This window comes from Streptomyces sp. NPDC002574, assembly GCF_042889545.1.
GTDB lineage: Bacteria > Actinomycetota > Actinomycetes > Streptomycetales > Streptomycetaceae > Actinacidiphila.
On the sequence record NZ_JBIARB010000008.1, the window covers coordinates 222,937 to 241,142 of the forward strand.

The 18,206-nt window shown below is 73.9% G+C and carries 19 protein-coding genes; 6 read left to right on the forward strand and 13 right to left on the reverse strand.

What is annotated here, in order from left to right; all coding sequences use genetic code 11:
• Window positions 1-130: 130 nt before the first annotated feature.
• Window positions 131-1,327 carry a PucR family transcriptional regulator gene (locus ACFYXS_RS21080; protein WP_389250287.1) on the forward strand — a complete coding sequence of 399 codons (1,197 nt, stop codon included), beginning with the start codon at window positions 131-133 and terminating at the stop codon, window positions 1,325-1,327.
• Here the strand turns inward: ACFYXS_RS21080 and ACFYXS_RS21085 are convergent.
• From ACFYXS_RS21085 to ACFYXS_RS21095, 3 genes are all read right to left on the reverse strand, one after another.
• On the reverse strand, window positions 1,311-1,490 hold the full coding sequence (locus ACFYXS_RS21085; RefSeq protein ID WP_389250289.1) for a DUF1427 family protein: 180 nt from the start codon (window positions 1,488-1,490) through the stop codon (window positions 1,311-1,313). The genes ACFYXS_RS21080 and ACFYXS_RS21085 overlap by 17 nt on opposite strands.
• 23 nt (window positions 1,491-1,513) lie before the next feature.
• Complete coding sequence (locus ACFYXS_RS21090; protein WP_389250291.1) at window positions 1,514-1,687, reverse strand: DUF1427 family protein; 174 nt, start codon at window positions 1,685-1,687, stop codon at window positions 1,514-1,516.
• Between the two features lie 129 nt (window positions 1,688-1,816).
• Window positions 1,817-2,374, reverse strand: coding sequence for an NADPH-dependent FMN reductase (locus ACFYXS_RS21095; RefSeq protein WP_389250293.1), 558 nt, complete (start codon window positions 2,372-2,374; stop codon window positions 1,817-1,819).
• A 109-nt stretch (window positions 2,375-2,483) separates the two neighbouring features.
• Between ACFYXS_RS21095 and ACFYXS_RS21100 the strand changes: the two genes are divergently transcribed.
• The 3 genes from ACFYXS_RS21100 (at window position 2,484) to ACFYXS_RS21110 (ending at window position 7,487) form a co-directional block, all read left to right on the forward strand.
• A complete protein-coding gene (locus ACFYXS_RS21100) occupies window positions 2,484-3,125 on the forward strand; it encodes a TetR/AcrR family transcriptional regulator (RefSeq protein ID WP_389250295.1) in 642 nt (213 codons plus the stop codon).
• A gap of 4 nt (window positions 3,126-3,129) precedes the next feature.
• A complete protein-coding gene (locus tag ACFYXS_RS21105; RefSeq protein WP_389250297.1) occupies window positions 3,130-3,561 on the forward strand; it encodes a hypothetical protein in 432 nt (143 codons plus the stop codon).
• A gap of 119 nt (window positions 3,562-3,680) precedes the next feature.
• Complete coding sequence (locus ACFYXS_RS21110) at window positions 3,681-7,487, forward strand: S8 family serine peptidase (protein WP_389250299.1); 3,807 nt, start codon at window positions 3,681-3,683, stop codon at window positions 7,485-7,487.
• A gap of 81 nt (window positions 7,488-7,568) precedes the next feature.
• On the opposite strand, the gene ACFYXS_RS21115 is transcribed toward ACFYXS_RS21110, so the two are convergent.
• From ACFYXS_RS21115 to ACFYXS_RS21160, 10 genes are all read right to left on the reverse strand, one after another.
• On the reverse strand, window positions 7,569-8,408 hold the full coding sequence (locus ACFYXS_RS21115) for a helix-turn-helix transcriptional regulator (RefSeq protein ID WP_389250301.1): 840 nt from the start codon (window positions 8,406-8,408) through the stop codon (window positions 7,569-7,571).
• Between the two features lie 108 nt (window positions 8,409-8,516).
• Window positions 8,517-9,278, reverse strand: coding sequence for an SDR family NAD(P)-dependent oxidoreductase (locus ACFYXS_RS21120; protein WP_389250303.1), 762 nt, complete (start codon window positions 9,276-9,278; stop codon window positions 8,517-8,519).
• A 364-nt stretch (window positions 9,279-9,642) separates the two neighbouring features.
• Entirely contained in the window at window positions 9,643-11,322 is a 1,680-nt protein-coding gene (locus tag ACFYXS_RS21125) for an ABC-F family ATP-binding cassette domain-containing protein (protein ID WP_389250305.1), read from the reverse strand.
• A 342-nt stretch (window positions 11,323-11,664) separates the two neighbouring features.
• Window positions 11,665-12,165: a GNAT family N-acetyltransferase gene (locus tag ACFYXS_RS21130; protein ID WP_389250307.1), complete on the reverse strand. Its 501-nt coding sequence runs from the start codon at window positions 12,163-12,165 to the stop codon at window positions 11,665-11,667.
• 137 nt (window positions 12,166-12,302) lie between these two features.
• Window positions 12,303-12,623 carry a WhiB family transcriptional regulator gene (locus ACFYXS_RS21135; RefSeq protein ID WP_389250309.1) on the reverse strand — a complete coding sequence of 107 codons (321 nt, stop codon included), beginning with the start codon at window positions 12,621-12,623 and terminating at the stop codon, window positions 12,303-12,305.
• Between the two features lie 219 nt (window positions 12,624-12,842).
• A complete protein-coding gene (locus ACFYXS_RS21140; RefSeq protein ID WP_389250311.1) occupies window positions 12,843-13,685 on the reverse strand; it encodes an oxidoreductase in 843 nt (280 codons plus the stop codon).
• 158 nt (window positions 13,686-13,843) lie between these two features.
• A complete protein-coding gene (locus tag ACFYXS_RS21145) occupies window positions 13,844-14,719 on the reverse strand; it encodes a helix-turn-helix domain-containing protein (protein ID WP_389250313.1) in 876 nt (291 codons plus the stop codon).
• 78 nt (window positions 14,720-14,797) lie between these two features.
• Window positions 14,798-15,649, reverse strand: a complete 852-nt coding sequence (locus ACFYXS_RS21150) for an LLM class flavin-dependent oxidoreductase (RefSeq protein WP_389250836.1) — start codon at window positions 15,647-15,649, stop codon at window positions 14,798-14,800.
• A 191-nt stretch (window positions 15,650-15,840) separates the two neighbouring features.
• Window positions 15,841-16,335 carry a cupin domain-containing protein gene (locus ACFYXS_RS21155; RefSeq protein WP_389250315.1) on the reverse strand — a complete coding sequence of 165 codons (495 nt, stop codon included), beginning with the start codon at window positions 16,333-16,335 and terminating at the stop codon, window positions 15,841-15,843.
• A 35-nt stretch (window positions 16,336-16,370) separates the two neighbouring features.
• Window positions 16,371-16,742, reverse strand: coding sequence for a DUF4267 domain-containing protein (locus ACFYXS_RS21160; RefSeq protein WP_389250317.1), 372 nt, complete (start codon window positions 16,740-16,742; stop codon window positions 16,371-16,373).
• 87 nt (window positions 16,743-16,829) lie between these two features.
• On the opposite strand from ACFYXS_RS21160, the gene ACFYXS_RS21165 reads away from it, so the two are divergent.
• Together ACFYXS_RS21165 and ACFYXS_RS21170 are read left to right on the forward strand one after the other, a co-directional pair.
• Window positions 16,830-17,402: a TetR/AcrR family transcriptional regulator gene (locus ACFYXS_RS21165; protein ID WP_389250319.1), complete on the forward strand. Its 573-nt coding sequence runs from the start codon at window positions 16,830-16,832 to the stop codon at window positions 17,400-17,402.
• Window positions 17,403-17,472: 70 nt separating this feature from the next.
• The gene (locus tag ACFYXS_RS21170; RefSeq protein ID WP_389250321.1) at window positions 17,473-18,201 is read left to right on the forward strand and encodes a hypothetical protein; all 729 of its coding nucleotides are present in this window, start codon (window positions 17,473-17,475) and stop codon (window positions 18,199-18,201) included.
• Window positions 18,202-18,206: the final 5 nt, after the last annotated feature.

An 18,206-nucleotide genomic window follows, 5' to 3' on the forward strand; every position in this document is an offset into this window, starting at 1 on the left:
CCTTGCTGTTACCTTCGGTAGCTCACAGGTAACCAGGAGGTCGCGCCGGCGCGGTAGTCGCCCGGTGTCAACGCGTCCGCACCGGCGTTGTGTCCCGCGCACAGCGCTCGGACGAAGAGGGGCGAGGCTCTTGACCGTCACCGATCAGCGCGAGCCCGTCGCCGGGATCCTGCGTGCCATGGCCGCCGACGCGGACGTGCGCGGGGAACTCGTGCACGCCGCGCGCACCCACTCCCCCGACGTGGCCCGGCTCGGCGAGGACGACACCCGTCGGCACGTCACCGCCATGGTCCGCGCCGCCGGCGGATGGCTCGGCACCCTCGACCGGGTGGACGAGCAGGACTTCGGCGCCGCGCTGGGGCTGGGCACCGACCGGGCGGCCCAGGGCGTCCCCATGACCTCCGTGCTGCGCGGCGTGCAGGCGGGGCTGACCCGCGCGGTGGAGATCACCGTCGACCGCAGCCGCTCGGCGGGCGTGCCCGACGGGATGCTGCTGACGGCGGTCCTGCGGCTCAAGGAGTACGGCGACGCGGTCGAGCGCCATGTCATCAACGGCTACCGCGCGGCGGAGCACGACAGGCCGGCGACCGGGGAGAGCGCGGCCCGGGCCCGGCTGCTGCGGCAGGTGCTCGTGAACGGCGTGCTGCCCGCCCCGCGGGACCTGGCCGGGGCGGGACTGCGGCCGGACGGCGTCTACCACTGCCTCGTCGCGGACACCCGTGCCCCCGGGGCCCTGCGACTGCCGGGGCGCGGGATCGCCGCGGTGCTGGAAGGGCGGCTCGTGGGTCTGCTGCCGTGCCGTCCGCAGCAGGCGGTCGCGGGCAGTGGTGCCGGTACAAATGCGGGCGCCGTGGTGCCGCTCGCCGTGGTCTCCCCCGCCGTTCCCCTGGCCGGCGCGGGTGCGGCGTACCACCTCTGCCTGCGGGCGCTGCAGGTCGGCGCGCGCGGCGGACGCCACGGTCTGCTGGACCTCACCGACCTCGCGGGCGAGACCGCCCTGGCGGAGCAGCCGGTGCTGGGCGCCTACCTGAGCGGCCGGCTGCTCGGCGCCCTCGACCCGGCGGACGACTTCCACCGGCAACTCGCTCTCACCGCACTGGCGTTCCTCGACCACGGCCGCCGGCTGGACCAGGCAGCGGCGGCCCTGTTCACCCACCCCAACACCGTCCGCTACCGGCTCGCGCGGCTGCGGCAGATCACCGGGGGCTCCCCGGCCGACCCCGCCGCCGAGGGCAACTCCGGCCCGATGGCCGCGCTGCACTGGTGGTGGGCGCTGTCGACATGGCTGCGGCCCGACGCGGAGCCGCCGTTCAGGCCGTCGTCGTAGGGGTGGTGCCGTGGCGGCGCCGGCGCTCGAGCAGCGTCCGGACGGCGTACTCGCCGACGAGGATGCCCAGCAGGCCGACGAGGGAGATCCACGGCGGTGCGGGCGACCGGACACCCATCAGCCAGTAGAGGACGCCCGCGAGGAATCCCACCGCGAAGGACACGGCGCTGCTCCTGGCCAGGGCCCTCATACGAAGGACTCCAGCAGCCCGTAGCCGATCAGCATCCCGGCCAGGCCCACCAGGCAGACCAGCGGCGGTGCGGGCGTCCTGACCCGCAGGAGCCCGTACATGACACCCACGGCCAGGCCCGCGCCGAGGGAGACGGCGTACTCCACGCAGGACCTCGTTCCCGTGCGCACGACGTGGACGTTCTGTCCCTTTGTAGCAGCACGCGCGGCGGCTTCCGCGTCCCGACGCGGGAGGCCCGCGGAAGCACTGCGGCGGCGCGGGGGGTCCCCCCCGCCGCCGCCGGATGCCGGGGCCCGGTGTCAGGCCGCGGTGACGGCCGTGGAGCTGAGGCGCTCGATGACCTCGGCCAGGCCGGTGACCACCTCGGCGTCGTCGATGGGGTGGGTGTCCGCGAAGCGGACGACCGAGCCGGGGATGGAGAGCTTGACGTCCTCCAGCACCGCGGCGCCGGCGATGCGGGCCGCCTTGCGGGCCTCGTCCTGCGCCCACACGCCGCCGTACTGGCCGTAGGAGGTGCCCACGACCGCGACCGGCTTGGCGGTCAGCGCGCCCTGGCCGTGCGGACGGGACAGCCAGTCGATCGCGTTCTTCAGCACCGCGGGGATGGTGCCGTTGTACTCGGGCGAGAAGAGCAGGAGGCCGTCGACCCCGCCGACGGCGGCGCGCAGGCGGGCCGCGGCCTCCGGCACCGCGCCCTCGACGTCGATGTCCTCGTTGTAGAACGGGATCTCGGCCAGGCCCTCGTAGAGCTCGATCTCGACACCGGCCGGGGCGTGCTTGACAGCGACCTCGGCGAGCTGGCGGTTGTGGGAGCCGGCGCGGAGGCTGCCGACGAGCGCGAGGATGCGGACGGACATGTGGGGTACTCCCGGGTAGCAGTGGGGTAAGCGGACCGTGGTCCGTTTCTCCATTTCTAGCATCTAAGCGGACTGCGGTCCACTTTCATTCCCCCGCTACGCTATGGCCATGACCGAGCCGCTCCCGGCCGCCCGCACCGTATTCCACGCCGCCGCGGACATCGCGCTGACCGCGGCGGGCGACCAGCCCCCGCTGCGGGCCGATGCCGCGCGCAACCGGCAGCGCCTGCTCGACGTGGCCGCCGAGCTCTCCGCCGAGCACGGGACCGCCAACGTGACCATGGAGGCGGTCGCCGCCGCCGCGGGGGTGGGCAAGGGGACGGTCTTCCGGCGGTTCGGCGACCGCGCGGGGCTGATGCTGGCGCTCCTGGACCACCACGAGCAGCAGATCCAGGCGGCCTTCCTCATGGGCCCCCCGCCGCTGGGGCCGGACGCCCCGGCCATGGACCGCCTGCGCGCCTTCGGGCCCGCGGTGATCCACCACGAGCACACCTTCCGCGACCTCTACACGGCGGTCGCGGCGCATCCGGGCCGCCGCTACAACCCCTCGTACCACATCAAGCACACCCATATCAGCCTGCTGCTGCGGGAGTCGGGGGCGCCGGGCGACATCGAGCTCGTCGCGCACACGTTGCTCGGCTACCTCAACACCACGCTCGACGACTATCTGATCAGCAGGCGCGGGATGTCCCTGGAGCGCTTGAGCGCGGGCTGGCACGAGCTCGTCGCCCGCCTGGGCGGCGGCAAGTAGACCGGTGACGCGACAGACCGGGCGGGCCGGGCCGGCGGAGGTACGGCCCGGGACGGGGGAACCCGGGACGGGACGGGCCCGCGCCGCCGCGCGGGCCGCGGCGCGGATACTGGTCAATCTGGCCCTCGGGCTGCCGGCCGCCGTGCCGCTGTACTGCGCCTGGTGGCTGCTGACCGAGTACCTGCCGATGGACTGCCGCAGCATCTCGGACGCCACCGCGCCGGGCTTCTCCGGCACTTGCGACTACCACACGCTCGACCACGCCGGCCCCGTGATGTTCCTGCTCGTGCTCTCCGGACTCCTCGTCGCGGCCCTGGTCCTCCTGGTCGACGTGGTCCGCCCTCGCTCCCAGGGCCGGCCGGTGCGCCCCTGGATCCTCTCCGGGCTGCTGGTCCCGGTCCCGTTCCTCGCGCTCCTGCTCGCCGCGCACATGTGACGTGATCCCGACAGGCGTCGCAAAGACGCCGCTGGTCAACGCGGCGTTCCCGCTTCTTTGAAACGTTCAAGTCACTAGCATGCGGCGGACATTGGACGGATCTAGCGTGAAGGACCCATGTGAGACCGCTCTTTCGGGGCCGTTCGGGCCTGCAGACCATCGCGGGCGCCGCGGGCGTCGCGGCCGTGCTGATGGCGATCCCACCGGCATCGGCCAGTGACCACGCCACCGCTTCCACCCCCACCCCCACGCACCGGACCGCGACCGTCGAGGGAGCCCCCAGCGGCTCCCCTTCACGGACCGTCACCCTCCTCACCGGCGACCGGGTCACCCTCACCCCCGGCGGCTCCGGCCCCGCCGCCCTGACCGTGGAGGGCCCGGACGGCGGGCGCGCCGACGCCCGCATCACCACGCGGGACGGCGACACCTACGTCTACCCGGCCGCGGCAGAGCGGTACGTGGCCGCCGGGCTCCTCGACACCGACCTGTTCAACGTCACCCGGCTGATAGCCGACGGCTACGACGACGCCCGCTCGCAGGGGCTGCCCGTCATCCTCACCTACGCCTCCGACGCCCGCCGCAGGCTCGCGGCCCCGTCGCTGCCCGATGGCGCCACCGGCGCGCGGGCGCTGACCAGCATCGGCGGCACAGCCCTCACCGAGAACCACGACCGCGCCACGGACTTCTGGGCCGACCTCACACGGCAGGCGCCCGCAGCGTCCGGCGCCCGGGCCGCCGCCAGGGCCGCGGCGGAGCGCCCGGCGCTGACCGGCGACGTCCGCAAGGTGTGGCTGGACGGCAAGGTCGAGGCCGACCTCGCGGACAGCGTCGCGCAGATCGGCGCCCCCGAGGTGTGGGCGGGCGGCGACACCGGGCAGGGCGTGGACGTGGCCGTCCTCGACACCGGTTACGACACCGGGCACCCCGACCTCGACGGCGTGGTCTCCGATTCCCGCAGCTTCGTCCCCGGCGAGGACGTCACCGACCACCACGGGCACGGCACCCACGTGGCCTCGACCATCGCCGGCAACGGCGCGGCCTCCGGGGGCAAGGAGAAGGGCGTCGCCCCCGGCGTGCGGCTGCACGTGGGCAAGGTCCTCAACAACGCGGGCAGCGGCGCCGACTCGTGGATCATCAGCGGCATGGAGTGGGCCGCCCGCGACGCCGGGGCCCGCGTGGTCAGCCTGAGCCTCGGCAGCGACCGGCCGTCCGACGGCACCGACCCCATGAGCCAGGCCGTGAACGAACTCAGCGCCGAGACCGGCGCGCTGTTCACCATCGCGGCGGGCAACGCCGGCCCCGGCGAGGCCACCGTCGCCGCTCCCGGCGCGGCGGACGCCGCCCTCACGGTCGGCGCCGTGGACGCCTCCGACACCGTCGCCGACTTCTCCAGCCGCGGTCCCCGCTTCCGGGACGACGCGCTCAAGCCGGAGGTCACCGCCCCCGGTGTGGACATCCTGGCCGCCCGCTCGCAGTACGCGACCTTCGGATCCGGCCCGTACGCCACGCTGAGCGGCACCTCCATGGCCACCCCGCACGTGGCGGGCGTCGCCGCCCTCGTCGCGGCGCGGCACCCGGACTGGTCCGGCGCCACGATCAAGAACGCCCTGGTCAGCACGGCCAAGGCAACGCCCGCCAATCCCGCCGACGCGGGCGGCAACGGCCGGGTCGACGCGGTCGCCGCCACCGGCAGTGCCCTGGTGGCCACCGGAGTCGCCGACGCGGGCATCCACTCCCTCGGCGGCGCGCCCGGCGAGACCGTGGCCCGCACCGTCGAGTGGACCAACCCCGGTGACTCGCCGGTCACCCTCACGGCACGCGTCGACGCGCCGGACGCCCCGGAGGGGCTCTTCACCCTGACGGATCGTCAACTCACGGTACCGGCGCACGGCACGGCCTCCACCACCGTGACCACCGCGCTGGACCGCGCCCCGGCCGGCGGCCGGTGGACCGGCCAGGTCGAGGCGGCCGTGGACGGCAGGGTCGTCACGCGCACCCTCCTCGCGGTCAGCACCCGCGAGGAGATGCACCACCTGCGGGTCCACGTCACCGACCGCGCCGGCGCCCCCGTCTCGGACCTCGTGATGTACCAGCGCAAGGGCGACGAGTACGCCCAGGCCGCCTACAGCGACCTCGACGGCACGCTCGACGCGGTCGTGCCCTCCGGCACGTACACGGTGTGGACCTGGATCGCCGTCCGCGGAACGCACGGCGAGTCGTCGTTCGGCCGCGCGCTGATGGCCAGGACCGGCGTCGTGATGCGCGGCACCGACACCGACGCCGCGCTCGACGGCACGAAGCTGCGCAGGACCGAGGTCGTCACCCCGCGGACGTCCACGGACAGCGACATCCGCATGGACTTCAGTCAGTCCTTCAAGGACGGCACGCCGGCCGTCACCGACACCGTGACCGTCGGCGACGGCTTCGACAGCGTGTGGGCGCTGCCCGTCGCCAAGCCGTCCTCCGGCGACCTGGCGTACACCGTCCGCTGGCGCATGCAGCAGCCGCTGCTGGCCCTCTCCTCCGGTGCGCAGGAGTTCGACGACCTGTGGCTGCAGCCCGGTTCCGGCCGGCCCGCGGAGGGCACCCGCACCCTGCCGGCCGTGTTCGCGGGCAACGGCACGGCCGCGGAGTACGCGGCCGCCGGCGCCAAGGGCAAGGCCGCCGTCGTCCGCTATGTGGAACCGGCGGACGATGACGACGACCGGTCCGCGGCGACCGCCGCGACCGACGACCAGTACACCGCCGCGCAGAAGGCGGGCGTCGCCCTGCTGGTGGTGGTGAACGACCTGGGCGGCCGGCTGCGCGAGCCGGTGCGCCGCACCGACCTCGTCATCGCCGGCATCTCGCACACCGAGGGCGAGACCCTGATCGGACGCATCCAGGACAGCCGTTCGGGCTCCGTGCCGATGCGGGTCGCCGGGCACGCCGAGACGGACTACCTGTACGACCTGGTGCACACCTGGCGCGGCGGCATCCCGGCGACCCAGCGCTACGCGCCCGCCGAGCACCGCCTCGCGCGGGTCGACGTCGGCTTCCGGGCCGAACCCGGCACCGAGGTCGACGAGTTCCGCTACGACATCCAGCCGTACCTGGGGGTGAAGGTGGGCGGTCAGCGGCTGTCCACCGCCGGGGCGGAGCGCACGGACTGGGTCACCCCGGCCGGCGAGGCCACCTGGATGGAGGAGGCCTCCAACGGCATCCGGTCCATCCAGTTCTCCGGGCAGGTCGGCTACCCGGCCGGCCGCGCCACGGACGTCCAGTGGTTCGGTCCCGTCGAGCACCCGCGGATCAACGAGAGCCAGCGGCTGCCGCAGCGCACGGGCGACTGGCTGGACGTGACCGTGCCGGGCTGGGGCGACGGCGGCCGCGACCACATGGGCGTGGTGGGCCCGGGCACCACGTCCGAGGTGAACGAGCTGTACCGCAACGGCACTTTGGTGACCCGCACGGACGGCCCTTGGCTGGGCACCGACCTGCCGGGCGCCTCTGCCCGCTACCGCCTGGCCACCTCCACCGAACGGACGGAGGGCTACCCGTACTCGACGGCCACCCGCACCGAGTGGGCCTTCTCCTCGGCCACCCCGCACGGGGACGCCCCGCAGACGCTCCCGCTGGTGCAGCTCGACTACGGGATCGCGACGCGCGCGGACGGCACGGCGCGCCGTGACGCCGAACTCGTCGTCACACCCTCGCAGTTGCCTGGTGTGTCCCGCGCACCGCTGCGCACGGACTCCGTCGAGGTCTCCTACGACGACGGGCGCACCTGGCGCCGGACCACGCCGCGGGACGCCGGCTCCGGTGCCGCCCGTGTCCGGCTCGACGCCCCGCGCGGCGCCGCGTTCCTGTCCCTGCGGGTCCGGGCCTCGGACACGCGCGGGAACACCGTGAAGCAGACGGTCGTCCGGGCCACCGGCCTCGGCTGACCTCCGCCGTCCCGTCAGGAGGTGCCGGTCCCCGCCGCGGGGGCCGGCACCTCCGGCGTCACGGGTGCGGCCGTCCCGGCGTCAGGTGCCGGGCATCCGCTCGCCGAGCACGGGGAGCAGTTGCAGCTTCTCGTGACTCTCCGAGCCGGGCGTGGCGGTGTAGACCAGGAGCGACTGGGCCTGGTCGGCGTCGTGCAGCACCTGGCAGTGCAGCTCCAGCAGACCCAGCTCCGGGTGCAGCATGCGCTTGGGATCGGCGCGGCGGACGCCGATCTCGTGGGCCTCCCACAGTCCCCGGAACTCCGGGCTCCGCGCCAGCAGCCCCTCGACGAGGGTGCCGGCCCGGGAGCCCGCCCCGTGCCGGGAGTAGACCGCGCGCAGGTCGGAGACGAACTGACGGCCCAGTTCGGGGTGGTCGTCCTCGGGGAACCCCAGCCGGGCGGCGGGATCGGTGAACCAGCGGTGCACGACGCTGCGGGCCGGTCCGGTGAACCGCGTCTCGTCCCCGACCAGGGCCACCGACAACCGGGTCTGCAGCAACGTCTCCCCCAGGGCGGTGACCACCTGGGCAGGGGTGTCCGCGAGCCGGTCCAGGATGCGCATCATCCCCGGGCTCACGTGGTCGCCCCGCAGCGCCCGGCTGGGGGTGTTGTGCCCGGCCAGCCGGAACAGGTGGTCGCGCTCGTCCATGGACAGCCGCAGGCCGCGGGCGATGGCCGCGAGCATCGGGTCGGACGGCTGCGGGCCGCGCCGCTGCTCCAGCCGCGCGTAGTAGTCCGTGGACATACCGCAGACCGCGGCCGCCTCCTCGCGGCGCAGGCCCCGGGTGCGCCGCCGGGGGCCGCGCGGCAGGCCGACGTCCTCGGGCTGGAGGGCCTCGCGCCGGGTGTGCAGGAAGTCGGCCAGTTGTGCTCGGTCCATGTCGGGATGCTTTCGGTTCTCGGCGTCAGCGGTCGGGGGGCGTCGGAGCCGCTGGATTCGAAGGGTACGCCCGGGGACGAGGACGGGGCCCCGCCCCCGGGGCCGGGCCTAGAGGCGGGTGCCGCCGGAGGCCTCGACGCGCTGGCCGGTGAGCCAGCCGGTTCCCGGTGCCAGCAGCGCGGCGACCACCGGCCCGATGTCCTGCGGCTCCCCGATCCGGCCCAGGGCCGCGTGCGCCGCCATCACCGTGCGCAGCTCCTCGTCGTCACGGAGCACACCGCCGCCGAAGTCGGTGGCGATCGGCCCCGGCGCGACCGCGTTGACGCTGATGCGCCGCGGGCCGAGCTCCACGGCCAAGTACCTCGTGTACGTCTCGACGGCCGACTTGACCGCCGCGTAGACCGACCAGCCCTCCCCGACGAAGCGGGTCAGCCCCGTCGAGGTGTTCACGATCCGGCCGCCGTCCGCGAGCAGCGGCAGCAGTTCCTGGGTCAGGAAGAACACCCCCTTGAAGTGCACGTCGACCAGCAGGTCGAATGCCTCGGCGCCGGTGGCGCCCAGCGGGGTCAGCGCCGCCACGCCGGCGTTGTTGACCAGGAAGTCGAACGACTCGCGCCCCCACGTGGCGCGCAGGGTTTCGCCCAGCGTCCGGGCGAAGCCGGGGAAGTCCTCGAACACGGTGGTGTCCAGTGGCAGGGCGGCGGCCTTGCGCCCCATCCCGGTCAGTGCCTCGACCACCTCCGCGGCTTCCTTCTCGTTGCTCCTGTACGTCAGGACGACGTCCGTCCCCGCCTCGCCCAGCGCGAGGGCGGTGGCCCGGCCCAGTCCCCGGTTGCCTCCGGTGATCACCGCGATCGTGTTCCGGCTCATGTTCGGCTCTCCTGCTCCATCGGTTCGCGGCCGGGCCCGGACGGGCTCCGGAACCGCTCACCACCAGATTCGGCGCCGCCGCCGCGCCGATGAAGGCATCACTGATCCAGGGAGCGCCGCTCCCCCTTTCGCCCCGCTGCCCGCCAACGCGGTGTACACCGCATGGGTGCGGACGGCTGCCGCGATCCGCGGGCCCGGGGCCGTGCCGACGGCAGTGCTCACCCGCTACCGGGCCCGGGAGACGGGGCCGCGCCCGTGGCTGCCGCTGCAGCTGACGCCGGTGGCCGCGGGAGGCCGGTGTCCTCGACGCGCTGCTGGGCCGAGCGCCGCCGCGTCGCCCGCGGGGGCGGGTGGGGCCGCGTACTCAGCCCGTGGTCGAGGCGTCCAGCAGCGCGCGCACCTCCTCCGCGCTGCTCTCCCGCAGGTCCTCCCCGACGAGCACCCAGCGGGTGGTGCCGATGGCCTCCAGGAACGGCAGGTCGTGGCCTGCCACCACCAGCGCGCCCTCGAAGCCGGCCAGCGCGCCGGTCAGCTGCCGCACACTGGCCGCGTCCAGATTGTTGGTGGGCTCGTCCAGCATGAGCAACTGCGGGGCGGGCGCCGCGAGCATCGCCGCGGCCAGCGCGGCGCGGAAGCGCTCGCCCCCGGAGAGCGTGCCCGCCGGCCGGTCGGCGCGGGCGCCCCGGAAGAGGAAGTGCGCGAGCCGGGCCCGGATCTCGTTCTCGCCGGCGCCGGGTGCGGCGCGAGCCACGTTCGCCGCCACGCTCAGCCCGTCGTCCAGCACGTCCAGTCGCTGCGGCAGGAAGCGCAACGGTACGGAGGTCCTGGCCTCGCCGGACAGCGGTGCCAGTTCGCCCGCGAGGGTGCGCAGCAACGTCGTTTTGCCGGCGCCGTTGCGGCCGACGAGCGCGACACGTTCGGGGCCGTGCACATGCAGGTCGCCCGCCCGCAGCCTGCCGTGGGCTGGGCGCAGCCCGCGCAGTTCCAGTACGGTGCGGCCCGCGGGCACGGCGGTGCCCGGCAGGCTCACGCGGATCTCCGCGTCGTCCCGCACGGCCTCCGCCGCCTCCTCGCGCCGTTCGCGCGCCTCGCGCAGCCGTTCCTCGTGCAGGCGGCGCAGGGCGGCGCCGGACTCCTGGGCGGACCGCTTGCGTTCACCGGCGACGATGCGCGGGGCCCGCCGCTGCGCGTCCATCTTCTTGGTGTGCCGCTGTCTGCGGGCGACCTTGATCTGCGTCTCCTCCAACTCGCGCTTCTGGCGCCGGACGTCGGCCTCGGCGACGCGCAGCATCCGCCCGGCCGCTTCCTGCTGTCCGGCCACGGCCTCCTCGTACGCGGACCAGCCGCCGCCGTACCAGTTCACGGAGCCGGAGCGCAGTTCGGCGATGCGGTCGACGTGTTCGAGGAGTTCGCGGTCGTGGCTGACGACGACCAGCACACCCGAGCGCCACGAGCCCACGGCCTCGTGGAGCCGGCGGCGCGCGAACAGGTCGAGGTTGTTGGTCGGTTCGTCGAGGAGCAGGACGTCGGGACGGTCCAGCAGCAGCGCGGCCAGTCGCAGCAGGACCGTCTCGCCACCGGACAACTCGCCCACGGTGCGGTCGAGTTCCACGCCGGCCAGGCCGAGCGAGCCGAGGGTGGCCAGGGCGCGCTCCTCGACGTCCCAGTCGTCGCCGATCGTCTCGAAGTGGTGCTCGGCGACGTCGCCGGACTCGATCGCGCGCAGCGCGGCCCGCCGTGCGTCGATGCCGAGCGCCTGGTCGACGCGGAGGGTCGTCTCCAGGGTGAGGTTCTGCGGCAGGTAGCCGAGGCGGCCGCCGACCGTCACCGATCCCCGGGTGGGGCGCAGGAGGCCGGCGAGCAGCCGCAGCAGTGTGGACTTGCCCGTTCCGTTGGCGCCGACCAGGCCCGTCCTTCCCGGGCTCGCGGTCAGGGAGACGTCGTCGAGGACGGGGGTGCCGTCCGGCCACTGGAAGGACAGCGCGGAACAGGTCAGCGAGGGGCCGGGGGTGCCAGGGGTGCCGGGGGTTCCGGAAAGTGACATGGGGTTCTCGCAGTCGCGGTCGCGATGGGTGGGGGGCTTGGTGTGCGAGCACCGCGCGGCCGTGGGGCGAGAAGGGGGAGCCACGTCCCGTGAAGGTGAGGGACGGCTCTGGCACCGAGGTCGCGGAGGGGGCGCGGGTCACGGGCGGCAGGAACGCCGACAAGGTGACGGGCGTACGGCCGGGGCCGTACGGCGCGATGATCGCGGACCTCAGACGAGCAACGTCCACCTCTATCGGAGACGACAGGACCTCTGCACTGTACCTCAGGCGCCCACGCGGCGGGCCGGCCGCCGTCGGTGCCCCTGCCGCCGCACGAGCAGGCCGGGGTCCGGAACGTCAGGTCAGAGCGCGCGGGTCCGGACGTCCAGGACCATCGTGTCCGAGCCTCCATTGCGCCCGACCCGGGTGAAGCCGAGGGAGGTGTAGAGACGCACGGCGGAGTTGCCGTCCTCGACACTCAGGCTGAGGCGGGCGACCGGGGCCGGCCCCTCGGCAGCCGCCCGGATCAGCGCCTCCATCAGTGCCCTGCCGTGCCCGCGGCCACGGTGTCCGGGCAGCACGCCGAGGGTCAGCTCGGGGACGTCCGGGGCGACGAAGCCGTACCCGGGCTCGTCCTCGGGCAGGCATCGTGCCCAGGCCGCGCCGACCGGTTCCCCGGCGTCGGTCTCCGCGACGACCCCGAAGTCGCCCCCGCGCGGCCAACCCGCGAGGTAGCGCGCGGCGTGCGGGTCGGCGGCGAGCTGCTCGGCGGTGAACCGCTGCTCGCCGTCCCAGTTGTACGCCTCCAGCAGTACGCTCCGGAGCACATCGGCGTCGCGAGCGAGGGCAGGGCGAACAGGCATCGACGGCCTCCGGGCCGGGAGTGACGCGGGTGGCTGACGATAGGTCATCACCGGCCCGGCGGGCAATGGGACCCAGCGCCGGGGCGACCCGCCGGACGGGCCCCCAGCGGAGCTGGGGGCCCGTGACGACCAGAGGCCTATCCCGCGGCCTCGACGGGGGCGCCCTCGTAGGCGGAGCGGGCCGTGCTCAGCAGGTCGCGCCAGGAGGTGACGGTCGGGCGGCGGCGCAGGAGGGCGCGGCGCTCGCGCTCGGTCATGCCGCCCCAGATGCCGAATTCGATGCGGTTGTCCAGCGCGTCGGCGAGGCACTCGGTACGGACCGGGCAGCCCGCGCACAGGGCCTTGACCCTGTTCTGCGCGGATCCCTGTACGAACAGCTCGTCCGGGTCGGACACGCGGCAAACGGCCTGGGCGCCCCAGTTCTCCACCCACGCCTGCCCTGCCACATCAAGCTTCATCCGTGCCTCTCTTCCGCTCAATCCCCGCGGTTGACGTCGCTCTCTGATACGGGTTCCCTGGCGGAAGCGTTCAACTCCGGTCGTGCATGGCCAATAGATTTCATCAATTGTCGCGGCCACGGTATGACATGAGGGCACATCACACCCGCGCATGCACGGGCGGACGCGCGCGGGCCCCGGCCGCGAAGGCGGCCGGGGCCCGGGGACGACCGGTGCCGGTCAGGAGGCGGCGGGCGCGAAGTCCGTGGACAGGGCCACCTCGCGCCAGGCGTCGATGTCGCCCGCCACCTCGGCGAGCTTGTTCTCGACGTCGGTGACGCTGGCCTTGCCCAGCGGCACGCGGGCCGGCATCCGCTCCGCCGCGGCGACGGTGACGATGGCCGCGGCCGCCCTCACCGGGTCGCCGTCCTGGGCGTGGTTGCTCTCGTCGGCCCAGGCACGCATGCCGCCCGAGCTCGCCTCGTAGTCGTCGATGACGCGCTCGGTGCGGTGCAGCGAGGAGGAGTCGAGGAAGTCGGTGCGGAACGGGCCCGGTTCGATGGAGGTCGCCTGGATGCCCAGCGGGGCGAGCTCCAGCCGCAGGGCCTCGGTGACCGCCTCGACGGAGAACTTGGTCGCGCAGTACAGGCCCCAGCCCGCCCAGCCCACGAATCCGCCGACCGAGCTCAGGTTGACGATGCGGCCGGACCGCTGCGCCCGCATGACCGGCAGCACGGCCCGGGTCACCGTCAGCAGGCCGAAGACATTGGTGTCGAAGACCGCCCGCGCCTCGGCGTCGCTGGTCTCCTCCACCGCGCCCAGCAGGCCCCGGCCCGCGTTGTTGACCAGGACGTCGATGCCGCCGAACCGTTCGACGGCCGCCTCGACCGCGGCCTTGGCCTGCCGCTCGTCGTTGACGTCCAGCGGGACGGCCAGGACGCGGTCGCCGTGCCCGGCCAGGGCGTCGTGAAGCGGGCGCGGGTCCCGGGCCGTGGCCACGACGTTGTGGCCCTGCTCCAGGGCCTGTCGTGCGATCTCCAGACCGAAACCGCGGGACGCGCCGGTGATGAACCACGTGGTCATGGTGGTGTGCTCCTCATGGATACAGGGATCGGCTGGTGCGTCGATCGATGTCCAGCGTGCGGCCGCCGCCGGGAGCGGACCAGAGAAGCCTTGACCGTAGGTGACGCCTGCCTGGGACCGGTGGTACCAGGCAGGCGTGGCTCATCGGGCCGCCGGCGTCACCGCCGCGCGGCCTCGGGGGCCGAGGAGGACCAGGTGGCCAGGAAGCGCAGCGCCTCGTAGGACGGCGTGTCCGGCTGCGCCGAGTAGACGAAGACCGTCCGGTCGGGCTCGTCCCCCAGCACCAGGCTCTGGAAGTCCAGCGTCATGGCGCCCGCGACCGGGTGCCGGAAGCTCTTGGTGCCCACCGCCCGCGTCCGCACCCGGTGGTCCGACCACCAGCGCCGGAAGTCGGCATCGGCGGTGGACAACTCCTCCACGAGCGCGAGCAGTTGCGGGTCCTCGGGGTCGTGCGCCATGCCCATGCGCAGATACCCCACGCACTCGCGCGCCACGTGCCGCCAGTCCGTGTAGAGCTCCCGGAAGCGCGGGTCCAGGAACGCCAGCCGTACGAGATTGCGCTCCTCCTCCGGGAGGGCGCCGAAATCGATCCCCAGCAGGGCCGCGCCGAGCGCGTTCCACGCCAGTACGTCCAGCCGGGGCCCCAGCAGCATCGCGGGAAAGGCCCAGCCGTCGAGCAGCGTCCTGGTCTGCGGCCGGACGGCGGACGCGGCGGGATGCGGCACCGGCGCGTGCGACGCCGCGCCCGCCTCGGCGATCCGCAGCAGGTAGTCCCGCTCGTCGGGCCGCAGCCGCAGGGCCCGGGCCAGCGACTGCAGCACCGCCGTCGACACGTTCGCCGTACGGCCCTGCTCCAGACGCACCACGTAGTCGACACTGACGTTCGCCAGTTGCGCCAGCTCCTCGCGCCGCAGCCCCGGCACCCTGCGGTGGCGCCCGTCGTCGGGCAGCCCCGCCTCGACAGGATGCACCCGCGCGCGGCAGGCCCGCAGGAAGTCGCCCAGCGTCGGATTCGCGGCATTGCGCTGACTCATACCTCGATTATCGGCGCTCGGCCGCGCTGCCGGAACGGGCCGCCGGGCCGGACGGCGCTGCGGCCCGGCGGCCCGTTCTCAGAAGGCCGCGTCGGCGAGCCGGGCGACCTGGTCCGGATCGGGCGACCAGCAGTAGAGCATCACCTCGTCGGCGCCGAGGGCGGCGAACGCGGCGACGGCCTCGCGGACCGCCCGCTCCGTGGTGAGCAGGCCGGCGGCGATCCCGGCGGCATGGCTCGTGAACGCGTAGTACGCGCCGATGCCCGCCCGCGCCTCCTCGACCACCGTTTCCGTGCCGAGCGCGACGTTCACCTGGGCCAGCAGGCGCGGGCCGCCCGCCCGGCCGTGGGCCGTCCAGGCACGCTCCACGTCCCGGAAGAGCCGGTCCATCGGCCGCGGGGGCAGGCCCGCGCCGATGAAGCCGTCACCCCAGCGGGCGACGCGTTCGGTCACGGCGGCGGCGAAGCCGCCGAAGAGCACTTCGGGACCGCCGGGTGTGGCCGGCGCGGGTCCGATCGGCCCGATGCCCGCGCCGTGGTCCTCGCCCGTCCAGGCGCGGCGCAGCGCCGCCATCTGCTCGTCGAGCCGGCGTCCGCGGCGCCGCGGGTCGACACCGGCGGCGAGGTAGTCGTCCTCGCGGCCGCCGACCCCGATGCCCAGGCTGAACCGTCCGCCGGAGAGCCGGTCCAGCGTGGCCGCCTGCTTGGTGAGGAGTGCGGTGGTGTGCAGCGGCGCGATGAGGACTTCGGTCTGGAGCCGGATCCGGGTCGTCGCGCCGGCCGGCACGGCGAGGGTGACCAGCGGTTCGGGATTGCCGTACACCAGGCGGTCCAGCAGGCCGAGCGTGGTGAAGGGGCCCGCGTCGGCGCGCCGTGCCCAGGACAGCAGCCGGGCGGGGTCGCCGATGGGGAGGCCGAGGCCGATCTTCATGGTGCGGTTCTCCTTCGGGAGGGCAGGCGTCATCGGTGCCGCCCCTCCAAGGTCCCCGCACCCGTGGTGCGTTCGTGCTCCCGCTCTGCGGCGTCGTTCCAGGGAGCATGCTGTTCGAAGTGCCCTCACCGTATCCGGGCGTGCCCGGGCCGGCCAACGGGATTTCCCCCTGGCCGGCCGGCGTGGCACCGTCAGGAACGGGCCTCCTTCCAGGGTGTGCTGTTCTCGAAGTACGTGTCGTAGAGCTCCTGGACGTCGAGCAGGGACTCCGGCGGAACCTTGCCGTAGGCGATGCGCTCCAAGTGGCGGAAGTACTCGAAGCGTTCGACGCCCGGGGTGATGACGATCAGGATGTCGGCGTTGTGGCCGGGGGCGGCAGCGAAGGCGTGGGCGAGCCGGGGCGGGACGATGACGAGGTCACCGCGCTCGGCGGTCACGACCTGCTCGCCGGAGAGCAGTTGGGCGGTGCCGTCGAGCACGTAGAACAGCTCGGCGGAGTTCGCGTGGTGGTGCGGCTTGGCCCCGTCGGCGCCGTCGTTGAGCGTGACGCGCTGGGTGGACAGCGCGCCGCCGGTGGCGCTGCTGTCGGCCAGCAGCCGGATGGTCGTGGGGGCTCGGCCGACGACCTCGGCATCTGCGGTGCGGACGACCACGGACTCGGTGAAACCGGGAACGATCAGGGACACGGCCGGATCCTTTCGGCTGAGGTGAGCGACGGTGGTCAGACGGCGAAGAGCAGAGCGGCGCTGATCAGTACGACCACGGCGGTCGCGAAGTGGATCCCGAACGCGACGGCTTTGGTGCCGCCGTTGCGGAGCACTATCAGGGTGTCGCCGAGGGGCAGCAGAGCGACGACCAGCATGTACCACGCCTCGGCCTCCGCGCCCACGAAGGCCAGAAGTGCCAGGCCGAGCAGGCCGTAGGCGCCGTCGCGCAGGCCCTTGACCGTCAGGTAGGCGCCGTCGCCGTTCTCCTTGGCCGGGACGCCGTAGCCGGCGGCGGCCGCGCGGGGCGCGAAGAGGAAGCGGCCCCCGATGAAGAGCACGAAGAGATTGAGCACGACGGCGAGCGTGTAAGCGATGGTGCTGAGCATGTCATCCCCCAGTGGCTAGCAACGCTAGGAACAAGAATGACGCTAGCAGAGCATCGATCTGAATTCTAGCGCTGCTAGAATCCAGTCATGACGATCCGGACGCGCCGCGAGCGCGAACGTGCCGAGCGGGAGGCGCTGATCATCACGGCCGCCCGCGAACTCGCCGAGGCCGAGGGCTGGGACGCGGTGACGACCCGGCGGCTCGCCGAACGCGTCGAGTACAGCCAACCGGTCCTGTACAGCCACTTCAAGGGCAAGGACGCCATCATGGCGGCCGTGGCGGTGGAGGGATTCGCCGATCTGGCCGAGGAGTTGAGCGCGGCCCGTGCGGCGGCGCCGGACGCCCGCAGCGCCCTCGCCGGCGTGAGCGCCTCCTACACCGGCTTCGCGGAGCGGCGCCCGGCCCTGTACGACGCGATGTTCGGCCAGGCCGTCGACCTGCCGTTCGCCACGCCGCAGGCCCCGGCCGCCCTGCACGCCTCCTTCGGGGAGCTCGCCGAGGCCGTCCGTCCGCACGCCGGGGACGACGACCTCGGTCTGCTGACGGAGACGTACTGGGCCGCGCTGCACGGCCTGGTGACCCTCACCCGGGGCGGCCGCCTGCCCCCGGGGCGCCACGCCGAGCGCCTCGCGTTCCTCCTGGCCCGTTTCACGAACTGACCGCTCGCGCCCGCAACTGACCGCTCACCGGACGGCGTCCTGTCCGGTGGGGAGCAGTGTGGGGGGCCGCATGCAGTTCATCGAGGTGACCGAGCTGGCGGGGGTGCGCTCCGCGGTCGTCCGCTTCCGCAGGCGCGGCAGCGGACTGTCCTTCGTGATCTTCCCCATGGTGCACCTGGGCGAACGGTCCTTCTACGACCAGGTCACCGCCCGGCTGCGCACCATGTGCGACCTGGTGATCGCCGAGGGGATCAGGGGCGAGTCGCCCTCGGCGAAGGCCCTCACCCAGTCCTACCGCCGGCTGGACGGCAGCGAACGTCTCGGCCTGGTCGTGCAGGACATCGACTACGGAGCGCTGGGCGTGCCGGTGGTGGGCCCTGACATGACCGGCGAGGAGTTCGAGACCGGCTGGCGGCACATCCCGCTCAGGGAACGGGCGGCGGTGGCCGCCCTCGTGCCCGTCTACGCGGCGGGGATGCGCCTGCTCGGCACACGGCGCTTCATCGCCCGGCACCTGCGCACGGAGGACCTGCTCACCGACGCGGAGGAGGCCGCCGCGGACGTCATGACGGGGATGGACGACGTGCTGCTGCACCGGCGGGACCGCCTCCTGCTGGACGCGGTGCGGGAGTTCCACCGCGCCCGCGGCGACCGCAAGGAGCCGTTCACGATCGGCATCGTCTACGGCGCCGAGCACATGCGCGCCGTAGCCCCGGCACTGGCCGACCTCGGCTACCGCACGGCCGAATCCGAATGGCTGACGGTGTTCGCGCTCGACCCCCCGCACACCGGGCCGTGACCGCG

What these genes read in the sequence shown, in the direction of transcription:
- ACFYXS_RS21095 (WP_389250293.1), bottom strand. Translation starts at nt 2,374, where the DNA reads ATGTCCGTCCGCATCCTCGCGCTCGTCGGCAGCCTCCGCGCCGGCTCC.
- ACFYXS_RS21100 (WP_389250295.1), top strand. Translation starts at nt 2,484, where the DNA reads ATGACCGAGCCGCTCCCGGCCGCCCGCACCGTATTCCACGCCGCCGCG.
- ACFYXS_RS21115 (WP_389250301.1), bottom strand. Translation starts at nt 8,408, where the DNA reads ATGGACCGAGCACAACTGGCCGACTTCCTGCACACCCGGCGCGAGGCC.
- ACFYXS_RS21120 (WP_389250303.1), bottom strand. Translation starts at nt 9,278, where the DNA reads ATGAGCCGGAACACGATCGCGGTGATCACCGGAGGCAACCGGGGACTG.
- ACFYXS_RS21125 (WP_389250305.1), bottom strand. Translation starts at nt 11,322, where the DNA reads ATGTCACTTTCCGGAACCCCCGGCACCCCTGGCACCCCCGGCCCCTCG.
- ACFYXS_RS21130 (WP_389250307.1), bottom strand. Translation starts at nt 12,165, where the DNA reads ATGCCTGTTCGCCCTGCCCTCGCTCGCGACGCCGATGTGCTCCGGAGC.
- ACFYXS_RS21135 (WP_389250309.1), bottom strand. Translation starts at nt 12,623, where the DNA reads ATGAAGCTTGATGTGGCAGGGCAGGCGTGGGTGGAGAACTGGGGCGCC.
- ACFYXS_RS21140 (WP_389250311.1), bottom strand. Translation starts at nt 13,685, where the DNA reads ATGACCACGTGGTTCATCACCGGCGCGTCCCGCGGTTTCGGTCTGGAG.
- ACFYXS_RS21145 (WP_389250313.1), bottom strand. Translation starts at nt 14,719, where the DNA reads ATGAGTCAGCGCAATGCCGCGAATCCGACGCTGGGCGACTTCCTGCGG.
- ACFYXS_RS21150 (WP_389250836.1), bottom strand. Translation starts at nt 15,649, where the DNA reads ATGAAGATCGGCCTCGGCCTCCCCATCGGCGACCCCGCCCGGCTGCTG.
- ACFYXS_RS21160 (WP_389250317.1), bottom strand. Translation starts at nt 16,742, where the DNA reads ATGCTCAGCACCATCGCTTACACGCTCGCCGTCGTGCTCAATCTCTTC.
- ACFYXS_RS21165 (WP_389250319.1), top strand. Translation starts at nt 16,830, where the DNA reads ATGACGATCCGGACGCGCCGCGAGCGCGAACGTGCCGAGCGGGAGGCG.
- ACFYXS_RS21170 (WP_389250321.1), top strand. Translation starts at nt 17,473, where the DNA reads ATGCAGTTCATCGAGGTGACCGAGCTGGCGGGGGTGCGCTCCGCGGTC.